This is a genomic window from Streptomyces sp. 147326, from assembly GCF_045000215.1.
Taxonomy (GTDB): Bacteria; Actinomycetota; Actinomycetes; order Streptomycetales; family Streptomycetaceae; genus Streptomyces.
This window is the reverse complement of sequence record NZ_CP134201.1, coordinates 7,094,580-7,112,579: the sequence shown is the minus strand read 5'-3', so window position 1 is coordinate 7,112,579 and position 18,000 is coordinate 7,094,580. Positions and strand designations below refer to the sequence as shown.

Below are 18,000 nucleotides of genomic sequence, written 5' to 3'. Positions count from 1 at the left end.
AGGGCCGGATCGTGCCTGTTGCCACGTCCGGGCCCGTGCGTAGACTCCGGTCTCCACTCCACGCCCCTCCGCCGAAGGACCCCACCGGTGAACCAGACGTACGCGCTGACCGCGGTCGCCGTCGTCGTGGTGGCCACCGTCCTGGTCGGCGCGCTGGGCCTGCGCATATCCCGGACCACCTCCGACTTCTACGTGGCCTCGCGCACGGTGGGGCCCCGGCTCAACGCGGCGGCCATCAGCGGGGAGTACCTCTCGGCCGCGTCCTTCCTCGGGGTGGCCGGGCTGGTGCTGCTCCAGGGGCCCGCGATGCTCTGGTATCCGGTGGGCTACACGGCCGGGTACGTGGTGCTGCTCGCGCTGGTGGCGGCCCCGCTGCGGCGCTCCGGCGCGTACACGCTGCCCGACTTCGCCGAGGCCCGGCTGGAGTCGCAGGCGGTGCGCCGGATCGCGGTGCTGTTCGTGGTCGGGGTGGGCTGGCTGTACCTGCTGCCGCAACTGCAGGGCGCCGGGCTGACGCTGGAGGTCATGACCGGGGCCCCGCACTGGGTCGGCGGGCTGGTGGTGGCCTTCGTGGTGAGCGCGGCGGTGGCCGCCGGCGGGATGCGCAGCATCACCTTCGTACAGGCCTTCCAGTACTGGCTCAAGCTCACCGCCCTGCTGGTCCCGGCCTTCTTCCTGCTGGCCGCCTGGACCGGGGACGGGGCGCCGCGGGCCACCTTCGACGCCCCGGCGGTCTTCCGGGAGCACACCTCGGTGACGCTCGCGGAGGACGTGCGGCTGTCCCTGGACGAGCCGCTGACGGTCACCGTGACCGGGCAGGTGGACGGGCAGAGCTACGTGGCGGTCCCGCTGGCCCTGGCCCCCGGCGGGCATTCCGTACGGGCGCACGCGCGGCTGGAGTTCGCCCCGGACACGCCCGTCCCGGACACCCGCGCGGAAGCCGGTCTCGGGGTGTCCAGCTGGTCGGAGCCGCTCTCCGGGGACCGCCCGGAGCACCGGCTGTACGCCACCTACGGGCTGATCCTGGCCACCTTCCTCGGCACGATGGGCCTGCCGCACGTGGCGGTGCGCTTCTACACCAGTCCCAACGGGCGGGCCGCGCGGCGCACCACGCTGGTCGTGCTCGGCCTGGTCGGCGCCTTCTACCTGCTGCCGCCGGTGTACGGGGCGCTGGGCCGGATCTACGCCCCCGAACTCGCCCTGACCGGTGACGCGGACGCGGCGGTGCTGGTGCTGCCCGAGCGGATGCTGGGCGGGCTGCTCGGCGAGCTGCTGGGGGCGCTGCTGGCCGGGGGCGCCTTCGCGGCGTTCCTCTCGACCGCATCGGGGCTGACGATGGCGGTGGCCGGGGTGCTGCACCAGGACGTGCTGCCGGCCCGGGGGGTGCGCAGCTTCCGTTCGGCGGTGCTCGTGGCGATCCTGGTGCCGCTGGGCGGGAGCGTGGCGGCGACGGAGGTGCCGGTGGCGGACGCGGTGGGCCTGGCCTTCGCCGTGTCGGCCTCGTCGTTCTGTCCGCTGCTGGTGCTGGGCATCTGGTGGCGCGGGCTGACCCCGCCCGGGGCGGTGGCGGGTCTGGTCACCGGCGGCGGGGCGGCGCTGAGCGCGGTACTGGCGACGCGGACGGGGCTGGCCCCGGCGGGCTGGGTGCACACGCTGCTGGCGTGGCCCGCGGTGTGGTCGGTGCCGCTCGGGTTCCTGACGATGGTCGCGGTGTCGCTGGCCACCCGGTCGCGGGTCCCGGCCGGGACGGCGGCCACCCTGGCCCGGCTGCACCTGCCGGAGAACGTGGCCGTGGACCGGGCGTGGGAGTCCCCCCGGCGCAGCGAGGGGGAGGGCGCGCGGTGAGCGCGGTGTGTGCGGCCGTGCTGGCGGTGGTGGGTGCGGTCCTGCTGCTCGCCGCGGGCTGGGCGGCGGGCCGCCGGCACGCCCGGCGCGGTGAACGGGCGGCCGGGCTGGACCTCGGGACGCCGGTGGAGCGCGCCACCTTCCACACCCTGCACACGGCTTCGCTGGCCGCTCCCCCGCTGCGCGCCGGGCTCACCGAGGACGCCGCCCGCAAGGCGGCCCGGCGGCTGCGGTCGCTGCTGGGCACGGAGGCCCTGTGCCTCACGGACCGGGAGTCGGTGCTGGCCTGGGACGGCCCGGGCGCCGACCACCACGAGCGGCGGGCGATGGCCCGGGTGGCGGTGATGCTAGAGTCGGGGCGCAGCCAGAGCGTGCGGACCGAGTGCCAGCGGCCCGACTGTCCGCTGAAGTGGGCGGTGGTGGCCCCGCTCACCGGCGAGGACGGGATGCTGGGCGCGCTGGTGGCGTACGGGTCGCGGGAGTCCGCGGTCCTGGTGCGGGCCGCGACGGAGGTCGCCCGGTGGGTGTCCGTCCAGCTGGAGCTGTCCGAGCTGGACCGCTCGCGGACCAGGCTGATGGAGGCGGAGATCAAGGCGCTGCGGGCGCAGATCTCCCCGCACTTCATCTTCAACTCGCTGGCCGCGATCGCCTCGTTCGTCCGCACCGATCCGGAGCACGCCCGGGAACTGCTGCTGGAGTTCGCGGACTTCACCCGGTACTCCTTCCGGCGGCACGGCGACTTCACCACGCTCGCCGAGGAGTTGCGCTCCATCCAGCAGTATCTGGCGCTGGCCGGCGCCCGGTTCGGCGACCGGCTGAAGGTGACCTTGCAGGTGGCTCCGGAGGTGCTGCCGGTGGCGCTGCCGTTCCTGTGCCTGCAGCCCCTGGTGGAGAACGCCGTCAAGCACGGGCTGGAGGACTCCACCGAGGAGTGCCGGATCACGATCACCGCGCAGGACGCGGGCGCGGAGGCGGTGATCACCGTCGAGGACAACGGGGTGGGAATGGATCCGGCCCTGCTGCGCCGGATCCTGGCCGGGGAGCAGAGCGGCTCCTCCTCCGGCATCGGGCTGCCCAATGTCGACGAGCGCATCCGGCAGGTGTACGGGGACGCGTACGGTCCGGTGATCGAGACGGGCGTCGGTGCCGGCATGAAGGTCACCATCCGAATTCCCAAATACCGTGCGGGCGTGCACAGTTCACCGTCAGGACAACATCTCCCGCAACCCTGACCGGCCGGTCGCGTGTCATCCTGGGAGGGGCGCGGCGCGACCGGTGGGGGCACCCCCGGCAGTGACTGCGGAAGGGATCGCCGACGTGCGGGTCGGGCGAGAGCAGCTTCGTGACGAGATACGGCAATGGGTGCGCGGGGGCGCCGAGGGTACTGGGGCCTTCCTGGTCGTGGAGGGCGAGGCCGGCGCGGGCCGGACCGGCTTCGTACGGGACGCCCTGACACGGGCGGCGGCCCTGGGCTGCCGCGTGCGGTACGCGGCGGCCGACGCCCCCGGCGTGGAACTGCCGCTGCGCGCCGCACTGGACTGCCTGCACCCCCGCGGCCCGGAGCGGGCCGCGGCCGTCGCCCTGCTGCGGGAGGACGAGGCGGCGGCGCGGCCCGGCGGCGCGCTGCTGGCCGCCATGGACCTGCTGACGGCCGCGGTCGAGGAGTGGTGCGCACAGCGGCCCCTGCTGCTGGTCTTGGACGATGCGCACCGGGCGGACGCGGCCAGCCTGCTGCTGTGGCGGCGCCTGGCCGACCGGGCGGTGACGGGCCGGCTGCCGCTGCTGCTGGCGGCGACCCGGCGGCCGCTGCCCGGGCGCCCCGAGGTGGAGGAGCTGTGCGCGACCCCGGGTGGGCGCACGCTCCGGCTGGAGCCGCTGTCCGCGGCGGAGGCGGCGGGGCTGGTCCGGGACCTGCTGGGGGTCGGGCCCGGGCCCCGGCTGCGGGAGGCGGCGGAGCAGGCCGGCGGCAACCCGCGGCTGCTGCGGGAACTGCTCGCGCACTGGTCCGGGCTCATTCGCGTCGACGGCGACCGTGCGGAACTCCTGGTCACGGAGGAGGAGTTGCCGCCGCCTCCCGCCTCGCTGACCCGGGAGCCGGACCGGCTCCGCGAACCGGCACGCTCCACCCTGCGGCACGCGGCGCTGCTCGGCCCGGCCTTCACCGCGCGCGAGCTGGCCCTCGTACGGGGCGCACCGGTCCGCGAGCTGCTCGCGGACCTGGAGGAGCCGATGGCGGCCGGGCTGCTGGCGGACACCGGCGGCTCGCTGCGCTTCCGCCACCCGGCACTGCGCCTGGCGCTGTGCGCCGGGACCCCCGAGGCCGTGCGCGCCGCCCTGCACCAGGACGCCGCGCGGGCCTTCGCCGAGGCGGGGCTGGACCCGGAGCGGACCGCCGAACAGCTGGTGCGCGGCGGCCGGCTGGCCCCGTGGGCGGTGCGCTGGCTGGCGGACTCGGCGCCGGCGCTGATCGCCGGGGCGCCCGGCGCGGCGGCCGAGCTGCTGGAGCGGGCCATCGCCCAGGGCGGCCTGCGGGAGCCGGAGACCCGGGACGCGCTGGAGGAACGGCTGGCGGACGCGGCGCTGATGCTGCGCCGACCCGAGTCGGCGGACCTCCTGGGCACGCTGCGCGCCCGGACCACGGATCCCGGCCGGCGGGCCGCGGTGGACTTCAAACTGGTCTCCGCCCTGATGATCCAGGGGGACATGGCCCGGTCCCTGGCGGTCACCGAGCGGGCGCTGGCGGACGAGTTCCCCTCGGTCGCCCTGCGGTTGCGCCTGGAGGCCTGCCGCGTACTGGCCCTGGCCGATCTGCACCGGGCCGCCGAGGCGTACGCGCTGGCCGGGCCGGTGGTGGAGCGGGCGCGCCGGCTGCGCGATCCGCTGTGCGGGGCGGAGGCCCACCACGCCGCCTCCTACGCGCTGTTCCACCTGGGCCGCGGCCGGGACTCGCTGCGCCATGTCGCGGAGGGGATCGCGTGCGCGCGGCGCAGCCCCGAGGCCAATGACATGCGGTTGCTGCTGCTGGCGAACCAGGCGGAGGGCCACATGCGGTTCGACGAGCCGGGGACGGTGGCGGCGGCGCTGCGGGAGGCGCGGGAGCTGGCGGCGGCGACCCGTTCGACGGGACGGCTGGTGGTGACCGAGGCGCGGCTCGCCGAGTTCCACTACCGGCTCGGCGACTGGGACGAAGCCCTCGGCGGGGTGGCCCGGGCGTGCGCACTGCCCGTCTCGGACGGCTGGCTGCCGGTGGTGGTGCACGGGCTGCGGGCGCTGGTCCTGGGCCACCGCGACGAGCGGGAGGCCGCGGGGGCCGAGCTCGAAGGCCTGCCGGCCGATGCCTTCGCCACGCCCGCGGCCCGCCGCTACGCCTCCCACGTGCTGCTGGCCCGGGCGCTGCTGGCGGAGCGGGACGGCAGGCCGGCCGACGCCCTGGAGGCGCTGGCGCCCGCGCTGGAGGAGGGGGTCGAGGAGTCGGTGGCGTACGACCGTCCCTGGGTGCTGTCGGAGATCGTCCGGCTGGCCCTGGAGTGCGGGGAGACGGCCACGGCCCGGACGGCGGTGGAGTGCTGCGGGCGCGCGGCGCGGACGCTGGCCGAGTACCCGGGGCCGGCGCTGGCCCTGCTGCGCTGCCAGGGCCTGTTCGCGCAGGATCCCGAACTGCTGGCGCAGGCGGTGGCTCGGGGCGAGCGCGGCGGGTGGCCGCTGGTGCTGGGCCACACCCTGGAGGACCTGGCGGTGGCGCGGGCCTGGCACGGCGATCTCGCCGGGGCGCGGTCGGCGCTGACCCGCGCGGCGGCCGCGTACGAGGACCTGGGCGCCCGGTGGGACATCGCCCGGGCCGATGCCCGGCTGCGCAGCCTGGGTGTGCGCCGGGGCAGCAGATCGGCGCGGCGGCGGCCGGCGAACGGCTGGGAGGCGCTGACCCCGGCCGAGCTGAAGGTGGCGCTTCTGGTGGCGCAGGGCCGCTCGAACCCGGAGATCGCGAGCGTGCTCTTCCTCTCGCCGAGGACCGTGCAGACGCACGTGTCGCACATCCTGGCCAAGCTGCAGGTCCGCTCGCGGGCGGCGGTGGCGGCTCAGGCGGCGGCGCGGCCGGGCCGGCCGGAGGCGGGGGCGCCGGGTCCGTAGCCGGGCATGGCGGCGCGCAGTGCCCGCAGGGCGTAGTGGGTACGGGACTTCACGGTCCCCGCGGGCACCCCGAGCGCTTCGGCGGCCTCGCAGACGGAGGCCCCGCGGTAGTAGATCTGCACGAGCACGGCGCGGTGCTCGGGGCTCAGTGATCGCAGGGCCCGGCGGACGTCGAGGGCGGCGACGGCCTGCTCGGTGCGGTCGTCGGCGGCCGGGGAGTGCGCGAGGGCCTCCGGGCCGACCTCGGTGGGCCGCACCAGGCGGGCGCGGCGGGCGTCGATGGCGAGGCGCCGGGCGACGGTGTAGAGCCAGGGCCGCATGGAGGCGTGGCCGCTCTCCAGCGCCTCCGGGTGCTTCCAGGCCCGGAAGAGGGTCTCCTGCAGGAGGTCCTCGGCGCGGTGCCGGTCGCCGAGGGTCAGGCCGAGGAGGAAGCCGTAGAGGGCCTTGCCGTGCTCGCCGTGCAGCCGGGCGAGGGCGTGCGGGTCGGTTCTGGCCACGGGGTGCCCCTTCCTGGTCGGGTCACCTCAGCGTGACGGACCGACGCCCGGGAGTTATCCGCCGCTTGGCGTATCCGGCCCCCGCCTGCGCCGAACGGTCACCCGCCACGCCGAACGGTCCCGGGGCTCCGCCCCGGACCGCGCATAAACGCCGGCGAGGCTGGATTGCCCGGGAACGGCCGTGGCCCCGGCCGTCCCTCGAAGGGACGGCCGGGGCCACGGGGAAAGAGCTAGCTCCAGCTGGCGTGCAGCGGCTTGCCCTCGGCGTAGCCGGCCGCGGACTGGATGCCGACGACCGCCTTCTCCTCGAACTCCGCCAAGGAGCCCGCACCGGCGTACGTGCACGAGGACCGCACACCCGCGATGATCGAGTCGATCAGGTCCTCGACGCCCGGACGCGCCGGGTCGAGGAACATGCGCGAGGTGGAGATGCCCTCCTCGAACAGGCCCTTGCGGGCGCGGTCGTAGGCCGACTCCTCGCTCGTGCGGTTCTGCACCGCGCGCGCCGAGGCCATGCCGAAGGACTCCTTGTAGAGGCGGCCGTCGGCCGACTGCTGGAGGTCGCCCGGGGACTCGTACGTACCGGCGAACCAGGAGCCGATCATCACGTTGGACGCGCCGGCGGCCAGCGCCATCGCCACGTCGCGCGGGTGACGGACGCCGCCGTCGGCCCACACGTGCTTGCCGTGCTTCTTCGCCTCGGCCGCGCACTCCAGCACCGCGGAGAACTGCGGGCGGCCCACGCCGGTCATCATGCGGGTGGTGCACATGGCGCCGGGACCCACACCGACCTTGATGATGTCCGCGCCGGCGTCGATGAGGTCCTTGACGCCCTCGGCGGCGACGATGTTGCCGGCCACGATCGGGACCTGCGGGTCCAGCGCGCGGACGGCCTTGATCGCGTTGATCATCGATTCCTGGTGGCCGTGCGCCGTGTCGATGACGAGCGTGTCCACGCCCGCGTCGAGCAGCTGCTTGGCCTTGGCCACGAAGTCGCCGTTGATGCCGACGGCGGCCGCGATGCGCAGCTTGCCGTTGGCGTCGGTCGCCGGGGTGTAGAGGGTCGCGCGCAGGGCGCCCTTCCGGGTGAGGATGCCGACGAGCTTGCCGTCCTTGTCGACGGCCGGGGCCAGCTTGCGGTGGCCGGCGTCGAGCTTGTTGAAGGCCTCGCGGGGGTCGATGTCGGCGTCGAGGAGCAGGAGCTCCTTCGACATGACCTCGGAGAGCTGGGTGAAGCGGTCGACACCGCTCAGGTCGTGCTCGGTGACGACGCCGACCGGGCGCCCCTCGCCGTCGACGACGACTCCGGCGCCGTGGGCGCGCTTGGGCAGCAGGGACAGCGCGTCGGCGACCGTCTGGGTGGGCGCCAGCGTGATCGGGGTGTCGAGCACGTGGTGGCGGGTCTTCACCCAGGAGATGACGTCGGTGACGATCTCGATCGGGATGTCCTGCGGGATGACGACGATGCCGCCGCGGCGGGCGACGGTCTCGGCCATCCGGCGGCCCGCGATGGCGGTCATGTTCGCCACGACCAGCGGAATGGTGGTGCCGGTGCCGTCGGGCGCGGAGAGGTCGACGCCCTGGCGGGAACCGACCGCGGAGCGGCTCGGAACCATGAACACATCGTCGTACGTCAGGTCGTACGGCGGCTTCGAGTCATTGAGGAAACGCACGTGCTGAACATCCCAGTCGATCGGAGGTACCCCGACGGGTCAGCCGAGGAAACGCACGTACTTCATTCTCCCACGACCTGGCGTTTGCACAGTCCGGGCCGATCGTCCAGGACATACCGGGCCCCGTGGTTCTTTCCTACGGGACCTTGGTCACGAACGGCCGGGCCGACCCTTCCCTCCGGTGCACCGGGCCGCGGCGCCGCGCCAGCGGGAGCACCGTTCCTCCGTGCCGGAGCGCCGTGAACTCGGCGGCGATGGCCAGGGCCGTCTCCTCCGGGGTGGCGCCGCCGAGGTCCAGCCCGATGGGAGAGCGCAACCGGGCGAGCGCGGAGTCCGTCACCCCTTCCTCCCGCAGCCGTCCCTCGCGTTCGGCGTGGGTGCGCCGCGATCCCATGGCTCCCACGTAGCCCACGGGCAGCCGCAGGGCCAGTTCCAGCAGCGGTACGTCGAATTTGGCGTCGTGGGTGAGGACGCACACGGCGGTACGGGAGTCCAGGCGGCCCGCCTCCCATTCCGCGGCCAGGTGCCGGTGCGGCCAGTCGACGACGACCTCGTCGGCGTCGGGGAAGCGCTCCGGGGTCGCGAAGACGGGCCGGGCGTCGCACACGATGACCCGGTGGCCGAGGAAGGCGCCGATCCGGGCGAGGGCCGCGGCGAAGTCGATGGCTCCGTAGACGAGGAGCCGGGGCGGCTCGGCGGCCGATTCGACGAGCAGGGTGAGGGGCTCCCCGCAGAGTCCGCCGGCGGTGCCGAGCTCGGCGGTGCCGGTGCGCCCGGCCAGCAGCAGGGCCCGTACCTGCCGGGCGGCGGCCCGGTCCAGGGCGGGGCCGCCTGCGAGCCCGCCCTCGTAGGAGCCGTCGGCGTGGACGGCGAGCGCCCGGCCGAGTTGGCGGGGCGGGCCGGAGACCACCCGGGCGAGCGCGGCGCGGGTCCCGCCGGCGGCGGCGTCGAGCACGGAGCCGAGCACGGGCCGTACCGGATCGGGTCCGCGCACCGGGGTGACCAGTACGTCCAGGACTCCCCCGCAGGTCAGACCCACGGCGAAGGCGTCGTCGTCGCTGTAGCCGAAGCGGTGCAGGCCGCCTTGGCCGGAGGCGATCGCCTCGAGGCACAGCTCGTGCACGGCGGATTCCACGCAGCCCCCGGAGATGGAGCCGAGCGCGGTGCCCCGGGCGTCGACGGCGAGGGAGGCGCCGGGCCCGCGCGGGGCGCTCCCGCTGACGGCCACCACGGTGGCCAGCGCGAACTCCCGCTGCGCGGCGCACCACGCGCGTAGCTCGCCGGCTATGTCGAGCATCAGCGGATGTACTCGCGGCGCGGGGTCTGGCCGGGGAGGTACGGGCGCGGCGGCAGCGCGGCCGGGGTCGCCGGCCGGGCTGCGGCGGGCCGGGCCGCCGTGGCGGCCGGCCGGGTGACGGCGGCGCGGGCGGGCCCGGGGTATCCGTCGGGCAGGTGCGGCCGGGTGCCGAGCAGTTTGGCGGCGTGGGCCACGCTCGCGAGGGTGGCGTGGTGGTGCCAGCCGCGGAAGGAACGGCCCTCGAAGTCGCGGATGCCCACCGGCTCGCAGGTCTCGGCGAAGTCCAGGGAGACCCTGTCGGTGAGTTTGGCGAGCAGGAAGAGCTGGGCGAGGGGCCGGTCACCGATGTTGGTGATCCAGAACTCGGAGGGCAGCAGGGCGGCTTCGGTCCAGGCTCCGACCAGCAGCAGCGGGGTGGGCGGCGCGGGTACGGGCCGGTCCTCGCAGGGGGTGGCGAGGACCGGGGCCGAGGTCAGCAGGGTCACCGCGCCTTCGGCGCGGCCGTGCCGGGTCCATTCGACGACGCGGCGCTGGGACCGAAGGGAGTCGATGAGTTCGCGGGCGGGAGCGGTGTGCGGTCCGGGTTTGTGGCGGCCGGCGCCGCCGAAGGAGACGGGCAGGGAGCCGTCGACCTTGAAGACGAAGGGGATGTCCTGCAGCGTGAAGGACTCGATGCTCTGCGGCAGATCGCCGTTGGCGACCTCCATCACCACGGGCCGGCGCTGGAGTTGCCAGGTCGCGGCCATCCGCTGGACGGCGTGTACGGCGTCCTGGGCGGGGGTGAGGGAGCGGGCGGTGTCGGGGATGCCGGCCCGTCGGCGGCGCAGGAGTTCACTGGTCCAGGGCCCGGGGAGGGTGAGGGTCCATTCGACCGGGAAGCTGGCCTCGCTGGAGGCCAGCCAGATCCCGCTGGCCTGCTGGCAGTTGGCGGTGCGGCCGAGCTGGGGGACGAACTGCCGGCCGACGCCGACCGAGCGGTCGCCGGCCTTCTCTATGACCATGGGCTGGAGCACCCAGGCCAGGGGCCGCTGGGCGGTGCGTTCGAGGTGCTGGGCGAGGGAGCGCCGGACCGGGGTCCAGTCCCAGGGGGACTTGCTGATGAACTGCTGGAGGCTCTGCTCGACGGAACTGGCCCCTGTTCCGGCGATGTTACGGATTGTTTTCTTCCCGGTGGTCCGCACCAACCCGTTCAGATAAACGCGGGCCCAGTTTCGCTGGTCCCGCCGGGGTAACGACTCGAAGAGCAGAGAGATCAGGACGTCGATCAATTCGGAGATTTCCTTCGTGGAATCCTCCGGCAGGACTACGCGAGCCATCTGGGCCTCCCCCGCGACCAGCTAGATCCAATACCCTACTTGACCGCGGAGAACGGCCGTAGGCCCCGGCGGCTACTTCCTGAGGTCGCTGGCAGTTTCGAGCCGCTCTTCCTCTACCACGAGGGGGATGGGGATCTGGTTCGCCGCATAGTAGATCGCGATCAGGAAATGTGCGACAAGTGTGAGTGTCGCGGAGTAGAAGGCCAGCGCGACGGTGAGGGGGTAGGCGATGGCACCGAGGCCGAAGCGCACCCGTGTGGCTCGTGCGCCCTCCCGGTCCACCTCTTCGTGGAAGAGGTGGCCGACCCGGGTGACGTACCACCAGAAAGCCAGGAACGCCGTGGCGTAGGCCACGGTGACGGCGCTGTAGAGGACCGCGGCCGCGTTGGCGGAGCCGCCTTCCTCCATGAGGTGTTCGGCGAGGACGTTGGTCGTGTACGGAACGACCGATACCACCATCAGCACCAGGAGATTCAGGAACAACAATGGACGGTCGACCTTCTTCAGGTGACTGAAGATGGTGTGGTGGTTCACCCACATCACGCCGATGATGAGGAAACTCACGACGTAGGCGGCGTAATGGGGCCACTGTTCCCGGACTCCGTGCCAGAACTCCGAGCCCGTTTCTTCCGGAACCTTCAATTCCAGAACAAGGATGGTGATGATGACGGCGAATACTCCGTCACTGAATGCCTCGATCCGCCCGGTTTCGTTTTCCATTGCCTCCCCTTTGCCACTGCTCGCATATATGCGCAGTCTGCAAACGCACGGTATGCCACACATACGGGGAGGGCGTTCTCCCGCCCTCCCCGCACACGCTACCCAGATTTCGGCCGTCAGCCGCCGAACCCGGCAGTCTGCCGCCAGATTCGGCCATCGCGGACGACAAGTGTCCCGAACGCGTGCTCCGGTTCGCCGTTCAGGTTCATGATCGCCCGGTAGAAGATGGTGTCTTCGGTCTCGATGTACTCCTGGAGTTCGACGAGGATGGGCTTCACCGTGAGATAGCCGGTGAACGTCTCGCGAACGGCTTCGATGCCCACCGAGACCCCCTCGAAGCGCAGCAGCACGGCGTCGTCGGTGTAGTTCTTCATCACCGCCTCGATGTCCAGGGCGGCCAGCGCCTCCATCTGGCGGACGAACACCGGGTGCAGCTTGGAGATGTCGTACTTGGCCATGTCGACTCCGTTCAACTGGGTGGGGCGCCCTCGACGGGTGTCGTATCGGGCGTTGTGGCAGGTGAGGCGCAGGACTGGGCGCTGCCGGCGAAGGGCAGCCGGACCACCATCCGGGTCTCGCCGGGACGCGAGCGCGCGGTGATCGAGCCGTGGTGGCGCTGGGTCACGATGCGGTAGCTGAGGTGCAGGCCCAGGCCCGTGCCCTTGCCCACGTCCTTGGTGGTGTAAAAGGGTTCGAAGATCCGCGGCAGGGATTCCGCGGGGATGCCGCGGCCGGTGTCGCAGATCTCGACGACCATGCAGACGCCCTCGGCCCGGGCGCGCAGGGTCAGTACGCCCGCGCCCTCCATGGCCTCGGCGGCGTTGTCGACCAGGTTGGTCCACACCTGGTTCAACTCGCTCGGATAGCCCGTCAGTTCGGGCAGGACCGCTTCGTACTCACGCACGATGCTGATGCCGGTGAGCTTGGCACGCAGCACGACCAGCGTGTTCTCCAGTCCCTCGGTCACCGAGAAGCGCTGTTCGGGCGCCCGGTCGAGATTGGCGTAATCGCGGGTGGCGGAGACGAGTTGGGAGATCCTGGGACCCGCCGCCCGCAGCTCCGCGGCGAGCGAGCGGATCTCCAGGAGCGCCGCCAGGTGGTCCAGGGCGCAGGCGAGGGCCGGCTCGCCGACCCCCTCCAGCCGTTCCAGCAGCCAGCCCAGTTCCAGTCCGAGGTCCGAGATCCCGGAACCGAGCAGGCCGGGCCGTTCGGTGCCCGCCTCCTCGGCCCAGTCGGCGATCTCCTCCTCGGCGTCGGCCTGGGCGAACGGGTCGGTGGTCGCCGGCGGCGGCAGCTTGTCCAGTTCCTCGGCGAGCCGGTCGAAGACGGCCCGCTCCGCGCCGGAGGCGGCCGCGCCCCAGGCCTGGGCGGTCCGGGTGAGCCGGTCCAGGGCCGGGGCCAGCTCCTGCGCGGCCCGGGCCACGGCGGCGGCCGGATTGTTCAGCTCGTGCGCGAGCCCGGCCGCGAGGGTGCCGAGGGCCTCCACGGTGGCCCGTTTGCGGGCCTGCACCTCGGAGGACTTGATCCGCCAGGCCAGTACGGGGATCAGTACGGCGGCCACTCCGTGGCAGCGGGTCAGCATTTCGAAGAACACCGGCTTGGGGTACGCCACGACGGTGGTCGACGGTCCGCTCGCGGCCGCCGTGGCCACGTACGAGCCCTCGGTCAGCAGGGGCAGTTCGCCGGTGAACCGGTGGGCGGCGGACGGTTTGCCGTCGTGCTCCTCGGCGGAAGCGCTCTCTTCCTCCGTGGAGTGGCGGGTGAGCACCTCCTCCCGGCCGTCGACGACCTTGGTGACGACCAGCCCGCCCGAGAGCAGGACGTGGAAGCCGGCGGCCTCCTCACCGTCCCGGAAGAGCACCTCCCCGTCGGCGAGGACCCTGGGTTCGGACACCGAGACCAGCCAGTCCAGCTGGTCCTCGGTCAGCCCCTCGAAGATCTCCAGCGAGCGCAGGGCGGACCGCAGATCTGCCGGGTTCATACCGTGCCCTCCTCTGCCCTGGTGCGGGCGGCCAGTCGCAGGGTGGCCAGCAGGGCCAGCGCGCACACCCCGGCGACGGCGGCCATGAAGCCGACGGAGGTGCGGTGCAGCCCGTGGATGTTGGTGAGCATCCCGGCGAGGACCGCCGGCACGCTCATCGCGAGGTACGCGAAGACGTATACGGCGGCGGTCAGTTCACCGCGGTGCGCCGGTTCGGCGAGCGCGCTCAGCGCCCGGAAGGAGCCGAGGAAGGCGGCGCCCCAGCCGCTGCCGAGGACCGCGGTGGCCGCCAGGAACACCGCGGCCGAGCCGAGGCCCAGCGCGAGCAGGACCAGGCCGAGCCCGGCGAGCAGGCCGAACAGCCCGAGCACGGCGGTGCGCAGCGCCGGGGTGCCGCCGAGCATCAGCTGGGCGACGGTGGCGGCGCCCGCGAGCAGTGCCACCGTGGCGCCGCCGACGAGGTAGTTGGTGGACTCCAGCAGCGAGAGCGCCAGGTGCGGGCCGAGCGAGAGGTAGAAGCCGCCCACCGACCAGACGGCGACGATGGTCAGCACGAGGACGGCGAACCGGCCGCGGGCGCCCTCCGGTACGCGGATCCGGTGCGGGACCACCCGGAAGCGGCCCCCGGCGCCGGGCGCGCTCTCCCGCATCCTGACCACGCCCACCAGGGTCACGGCGAAGGCTCCGACCAGCAGCAGGTAGCTCAGGACGGTCGGTGCGGGTGCGTACTGGACGAGCAGTCCGGCCCCGATCCCGCCGAGCCCGATGCCCACGGTCGGGCCCGCGCTGTTGACCTGGGCACCGAGCGCGGGCTTCGAGGCGGGGCTGAGTTCCAGCAGGGCCGCGCCCATCGCCCCGGTGGCCAGGCCCACGGCCAGGCCCTGTACGGCGCGGGCGGCGAGGAGCAGACCGAGCCCGTCGGCCCCGGCGAACAGGGCCATCGAGACGATCGCCAGCACCAGTCCGGCGCCCAGGACCGGGCGCCGGCCCAGGGTGTCGGAGAGGGATCCGAACAGCAGGAGCCCGGCGAGCACGGTGACGGCGTACAGGGCGAAGACCACCGTGATCATGCCGGAGGACAGGCCCCATTCCTGCTGGTAGAGCACGTAGAGGGCGGAGGGCACGGAGGAGGAGAGCATCAGCAGGACGAGGACCGCTCCCACCAACCAGAAGCCGGAGCCTCTGGGCGCACCGGCCGCGGATGCGGCCGGGTGCACGGTGATCCCCGTGGTCGTCTTCGGTGATTCGGCCACTGCTTCACTCAACTCCCCCGTGACGGGGCCCTTTCCGGGCCCCTTGATGGGCGATCAGGCGAGTGCCTGCTCGGCCCTCTGCAAGGCTCGGGCCGTCAGTACCCCCGCGAGGTGGCCGAGGTACTCGGCCGAGGTGCCGCGCCCGGGGACGAAGAGCTCCCGGGGTTCGGCGCGGAAGGCCGCGAGCACGGCGTCGGTGCCGTACGGGCCGCCGCGCAGGCGGTCTTCGACCCCGCGCAGGCGCAGCGCGCGGGAGGTGGCCCCGGTGACGGCGATGCGCGGCCCGTCGGGAGTGATCCGTACGGCGGCGGCGCACACCGGGTAGCGGGTGGCCCGGTCGGCGGTCTTCTCGAAGGCGGCGGCCCGGCCGGCGGCGGGCACCAGCAGGGCGGTGAGCACCGCGCCGGCGGGTGCGCTGCCGGCCGCGAACTCCTCGGCCGGCAGGGCCGACCGTCCGTCGGGGCCGGCCAGTTCGACGACGGCGTCCGCGGCGATCGCGGCGACCGGCAGGTCGGTGGCACGCCCGGCTGCGGCGAGGTTGCCGCCGGCGGTGCCGAGGTTGCGGACCTGCGGGTCGCCGTTGGAGCGGGCCGCCGCGGCCAGTTCGGGGGCCTCGGCGAGCACCAGCGGATCCGTGGCGAGCTCGGCGAGCGTGGTGAGGGCCCCGATCCGCAGCCGCCCCCCGCCCGGGTCGCGCCGGACGCCCCGCAGTTCCTCCAGCCGCCGGATGTCGACCAGCAGGCGGGCCCGGTCGGCTCCCGTGCGCAGGTCGGGCAGCAGGCTCTGCCCGCCGGCCAGGATCCGGGCGCCGCGCACCCCGGTGAGCAGGGCCAGCGCCTCGTCGAGGCCGGCCGGCCGGACGTAGTCGAATTCGGTGAGGATCACTGGGATTCCCCTCTCAGACGGCGCCAGACCTTCTCGGGGGTGAGCGGCATGTCGATGTGCTGGACGCCCAGGTCGGAGAGGGCGTCGACGACGGCGTTGACGACGGCCGCCGCGGGCGGGACGGTGGCGATCTCGCCGGCGCCCTTGGCGCCGAGCGGGTTGTGCGGGCTGGGCGTGACGGTCTTGTCGAGCGCGAAGAACGGCACGTCGGCGGCGCGCGGCAGGGCGTAGTGGTTGAGGTCGCAGCTGACGAGCAGCCCGTTCTCGTCGTACTCGGCGGCTTCCATGAGGGCCTGGCCGAGGCCGTGCACGATGCTGCCCTCGATCTGCCCGTGGACGATCTTCGGGTTGCCGATGTTCCCGGCGTCGTCGACGGCCGTGTAGGCCACGACCTCGGTCTCGCCGGTCAGTTCGTCGATCTCGACGACCGCGACGTGCGTCCCGAAGGGGTAGTTGAAGTCCGGCGGGTCGAAGTGGGTGGTCTCGTCGAGGGCCGGCTCGATCTCCGGGGGCAGCCCCCAGCCGTACCACATGGCCATGGCCAGTTCGGCGAAGGTCTTGGTGTTCTCCGGGTTGCCCTCTTCGTATGCCTTGCCGCCCTCGTAGACGACCTTGTCCTCGGGGACGCCCAGGAACACCGCGCCGGCCTTCACCAGCTTGGCCTTGATCTTCCGTGCGGTGAGCGCGACTGCGGGCGCGGCCATGCTGTAGGAGCGCGAGCCGTAGGTGCCCTGCCCGTACGGGGCCTTCTGGGTGTCGCCTTCGAGGACCTGGATCGTGTCCGGGTCGATGCCGAGCTCGTCGGCGGCGACCATCGCGAAGACGGTGCCGTGGCTCTGGCCGGTGGAGGCGGAGCCCACCGTGACGGTGACCTCTCCGGTCGGGTGGACGCGGATGTTCGCGCTCTCCCAGGTGCCGCCGAGCATGCCCTCCTGGGACATCCGGGTGGAGGGGCCGACCCCGCAGATCGCGACGTAGGTGGCGAGGCCGACGCCCAGGCGCTTGCCGCGGGTGCGGGCCTCGGCCTTGCGGGCGGGCATGTCGGCGTAGCCCGACAGCTCGATCGCCCGGTCGAAGTTCAGCTCGTAGTTCCCGGAGTCGTAGGTCCAGCCCAGACCGTTGTCGTACGGGAACTTCTCCTTCGGCACCAGGTTCTTGCGCCGTACGGCCGCCGGGTCCATGCCGATCTCGGAGGCGTACCGGTCGACCAGGCGCTCCATGAGGAAGGCGGCCTCGGCGCGCCCGCTGCCGCGCTGGGCGCCGAGCGAGACGGTGTTGGTGAAGGCGGCGTAGACCTCGCAGAAGGCCGCGCCGATGTCGTACATGCCGCTGATGGAGCGGCCCATCAGGGCGGTGGCGACACCGGGGCCGATGGTGGAGGGGTAGGCGCCGAGGTTGGCGTAGCTGGTCGCGCGCACGGCGGTGATGCGGCCGTCGCGGGTGCCGGCGAGGGTGACGTGCTGGCGGTGGTCGCGGCCCTGGACGGTGGAGTTCATCAGCCCGGTGCGGGTGTCCACCCACTTCACGGGCCGGCCGAGCGCCTTGGAGAGCAGCAGGACCAGCGCCATGTCGGGGTACAGGTACCCCTTGGTGCCGAAGCTGCCGCCGACCGTCGGGGCGATCACCCGGAGTTTGTTGAAGGGGATGCCGAGGACCAGCGCTGCGAGCAGGAAGCGGTGGTTGTGCGGGCCCTGGGTGGAGGCGTAGAGCGTGTACTCGCCGGTGGCGGCGTTGAAGTCGCCGACCGCGCCGCGGGGCTCGATGGGGCTGTTGATGGTGCGCTGGTTGACCAGGTCGAGCTCGACGGTGACCTCGGCCTCGGCGATGGCCGCGTCGGTGCGGTCCTTGTCGCCACAGGTCCAGTACGCGTTCAGGTTGCCCGGGACCGCCTCGTGCAGCTGGGGCGCGCCCTCGGCGAGCGCCTCGTCGGCCCGGGTGACCACGGGCAGCGGCTCGTACTCGACGGCGATGGCGGCGAGCGCCGCGGTGGCCTGGCGCGGGGTCTCGGCGACGACCACGGCGATCGGGTCGCCGACGTGCCGGACGGTGTCGCCGGTGAGGACCGGGCGGGCGCCGGGGAGTCCGTAGGGGTGGGGCGGGAAGTGGCTCTCGACCCCGCCGGGTATCCAGATGCAGGGCAGCGGCATCACGTCGGTGAAGTCGGCGGCGGTGGCCACCTTCAGCACGCCGGGCAGCTGCTCCGCGGCCTTGGTCTCGATGGAGAGGATCTTCGCGTGGGCGACCGGGCTGCCCAGGATGGCCATGTGGGCGGTGCCCGGCAGGTCGATGTCCGCCACGTACGTCGCCTCGCCGCGCAGCAGCTGCGGGTCCTCGCGGCTGTCCAGCGGCTGCCCGAGTACTCCGCCTCCCACGGCAGGGGCGTCCCCCGTCACTGCGGTCATGTC

General features: G+C 73.4%; 13 protein-coding genes. 3 read left to right on the top strand and 10 right to left on the bottom strand.

Annotated elements, in window-relative coordinates:
• The first annotated feature begins 87 nt into the window (after nt 1–87).
• From RIU97_RS32700 to RIU97_RS32690, 3 genes are all read left to right on the top strand, one after another.
• Nucleotides 88–1,845 carry a cation acetate symporter gene (locus RIU97_RS32700; RefSeq protein ID WP_404961132.1) on the top strand — a complete coding sequence of 586 codons (1,758 nt, stop codon included), beginning with the start codon at nt 88–90 and terminating at the stop codon, nt 1,843–1,845.
• On the top strand, nt 1,842–3,077 hold the full coding sequence (locus RIU97_RS32695; RefSeq protein ID WP_404961131.1) for a sensor histidine kinase: 1,236 nt from the start codon (nt 1,842–1,844) through the stop codon (nt 3,075–3,077). Before RIU97_RS32700 ends, RIU97_RS32695 begins: the two co-directional genes overlap by 4 nt.
• Before the next feature lie 85 nt (nt 3,078–3,162).
• A complete protein-coding gene (locus RIU97_RS32690) occupies nt 3,163–5,973 on the top strand; it encodes a LuxR C-terminal-related transcriptional regulator (protein WP_404961130.1) in 2,811 nt (936 codons plus the stop codon).
• Here the strand turns inward: RIU97_RS32690 and RIU97_RS32685 are convergent.
• The 10 genes from RIU97_RS32685 to RIU97_RS32640 form a co-directional block, all read right to left on the bottom strand.
• Nucleotides 5,922–6,470 carry a sigma-70 family RNA polymerase sigma factor gene (locus tag RIU97_RS32685; protein ID WP_404961129.1) on the bottom strand — a complete coding sequence of 183 codons (549 nt, stop codon included), beginning with the start codon at nt 6,468–6,470 and terminating at the stop codon, nt 5,922–5,924. The two genes, RIU97_RS32690 and RIU97_RS32685, sit on opposite strands and share 52 nt — an antisense overlap.
• A 230-nt stretch (nt 6,471–6,700) precedes the next feature.
• Nucleotides 6,701–8,164, bottom strand: a complete 1,464-nt coding sequence (locus RIU97_RS32680) for a GuaB1 family IMP dehydrogenase-related protein (RefSeq protein ID WP_404963028.1) — start codon at nt 8,162–8,164, stop codon at nt 6,701–6,703.
• 115 nt (nt 8,165–8,279) lie between these two features.
• Entirely contained in the window at nt 8,280–9,440 is a 1,161-nt protein-coding gene (locus RIU97_RS32675; protein WP_404961128.1) for an XdhC family protein, read from the bottom strand.
• Nucleotides 9,440–10,756 carry an IS701 family transposase gene (locus RIU97_RS32670; RefSeq protein WP_404961127.1) on the bottom strand — a complete coding sequence of 439 codons (1,317 nt, stop codon included), beginning with the start codon at nt 10,754–10,756 and terminating at the stop codon, nt 9,440–9,442. The genes RIU97_RS32675 and RIU97_RS32670 overlap by 1 nt, the downstream gene beginning before the upstream one ends.
• Nucleotides 10,757–10,828: 72 nt before the next feature.
• A complete protein-coding gene (locus tag RIU97_RS32665) occupies nt 10,829–11,476 on the bottom strand; it encodes a TMEM175 family protein (RefSeq protein WP_404961126.1) in 648 nt (215 codons plus the stop codon).
• A gap of 116 nt (nt 11,477–11,592) precedes the next feature.
• Nucleotides 11,593–11,934: a nuclear transport factor 2 family protein gene (locus RIU97_RS32660; protein WP_404961125.1), complete on the bottom strand. Its 342-nt coding sequence runs from the start codon at nt 11,932–11,934 to the stop codon at nt 11,593–11,595.
• A gap of 11 nt (nt 11,935–11,945) precedes the next feature.
• The gene (locus tag RIU97_RS32655; protein WP_404961124.1) at nt 11,946–13,457 is read right to left on the bottom strand and encodes an ATP-binding protein; all 1,512 of its coding nucleotides are present in this window, start codon (nt 13,455–13,457) and stop codon (nt 11,946–11,948) included.
• Nucleotides 13,454–14,710 carry an MFS transporter gene (locus RIU97_RS32650; RefSeq protein ID WP_404961123.1) on the bottom strand — a complete coding sequence of 419 codons (1,257 nt, stop codon included), beginning with the start codon at nt 14,708–14,710 and terminating at the stop codon, nt 13,454–13,456. The genes RIU97_RS32655 and RIU97_RS32650 overlap by 4 nt, the downstream gene beginning before the upstream one ends.
• Before the next feature lie 54 nt (nt 14,711–14,764).
• Entirely contained in the window at nt 14,765–15,595 is an 831-nt protein-coding gene (locus RIU97_RS32645; RefSeq protein ID WP_404961122.1) for an FAD binding domain-containing protein, read from the bottom strand.
• Nucleotides 15,592–17,997, bottom strand: a complete 2,406-nt coding sequence (locus RIU97_RS32640; RefSeq protein ID WP_404961121.1) for a xanthine dehydrogenase family protein molybdopterin-binding subunit — start codon at nt 17,995–17,997, stop codon at nt 15,592–15,594. Before RIU97_RS32640 ends, RIU97_RS32645 begins: the two co-directional genes overlap by 4 nt.
• Nucleotides 17,998–18,000 lie beyond the last annotated feature (3 nt).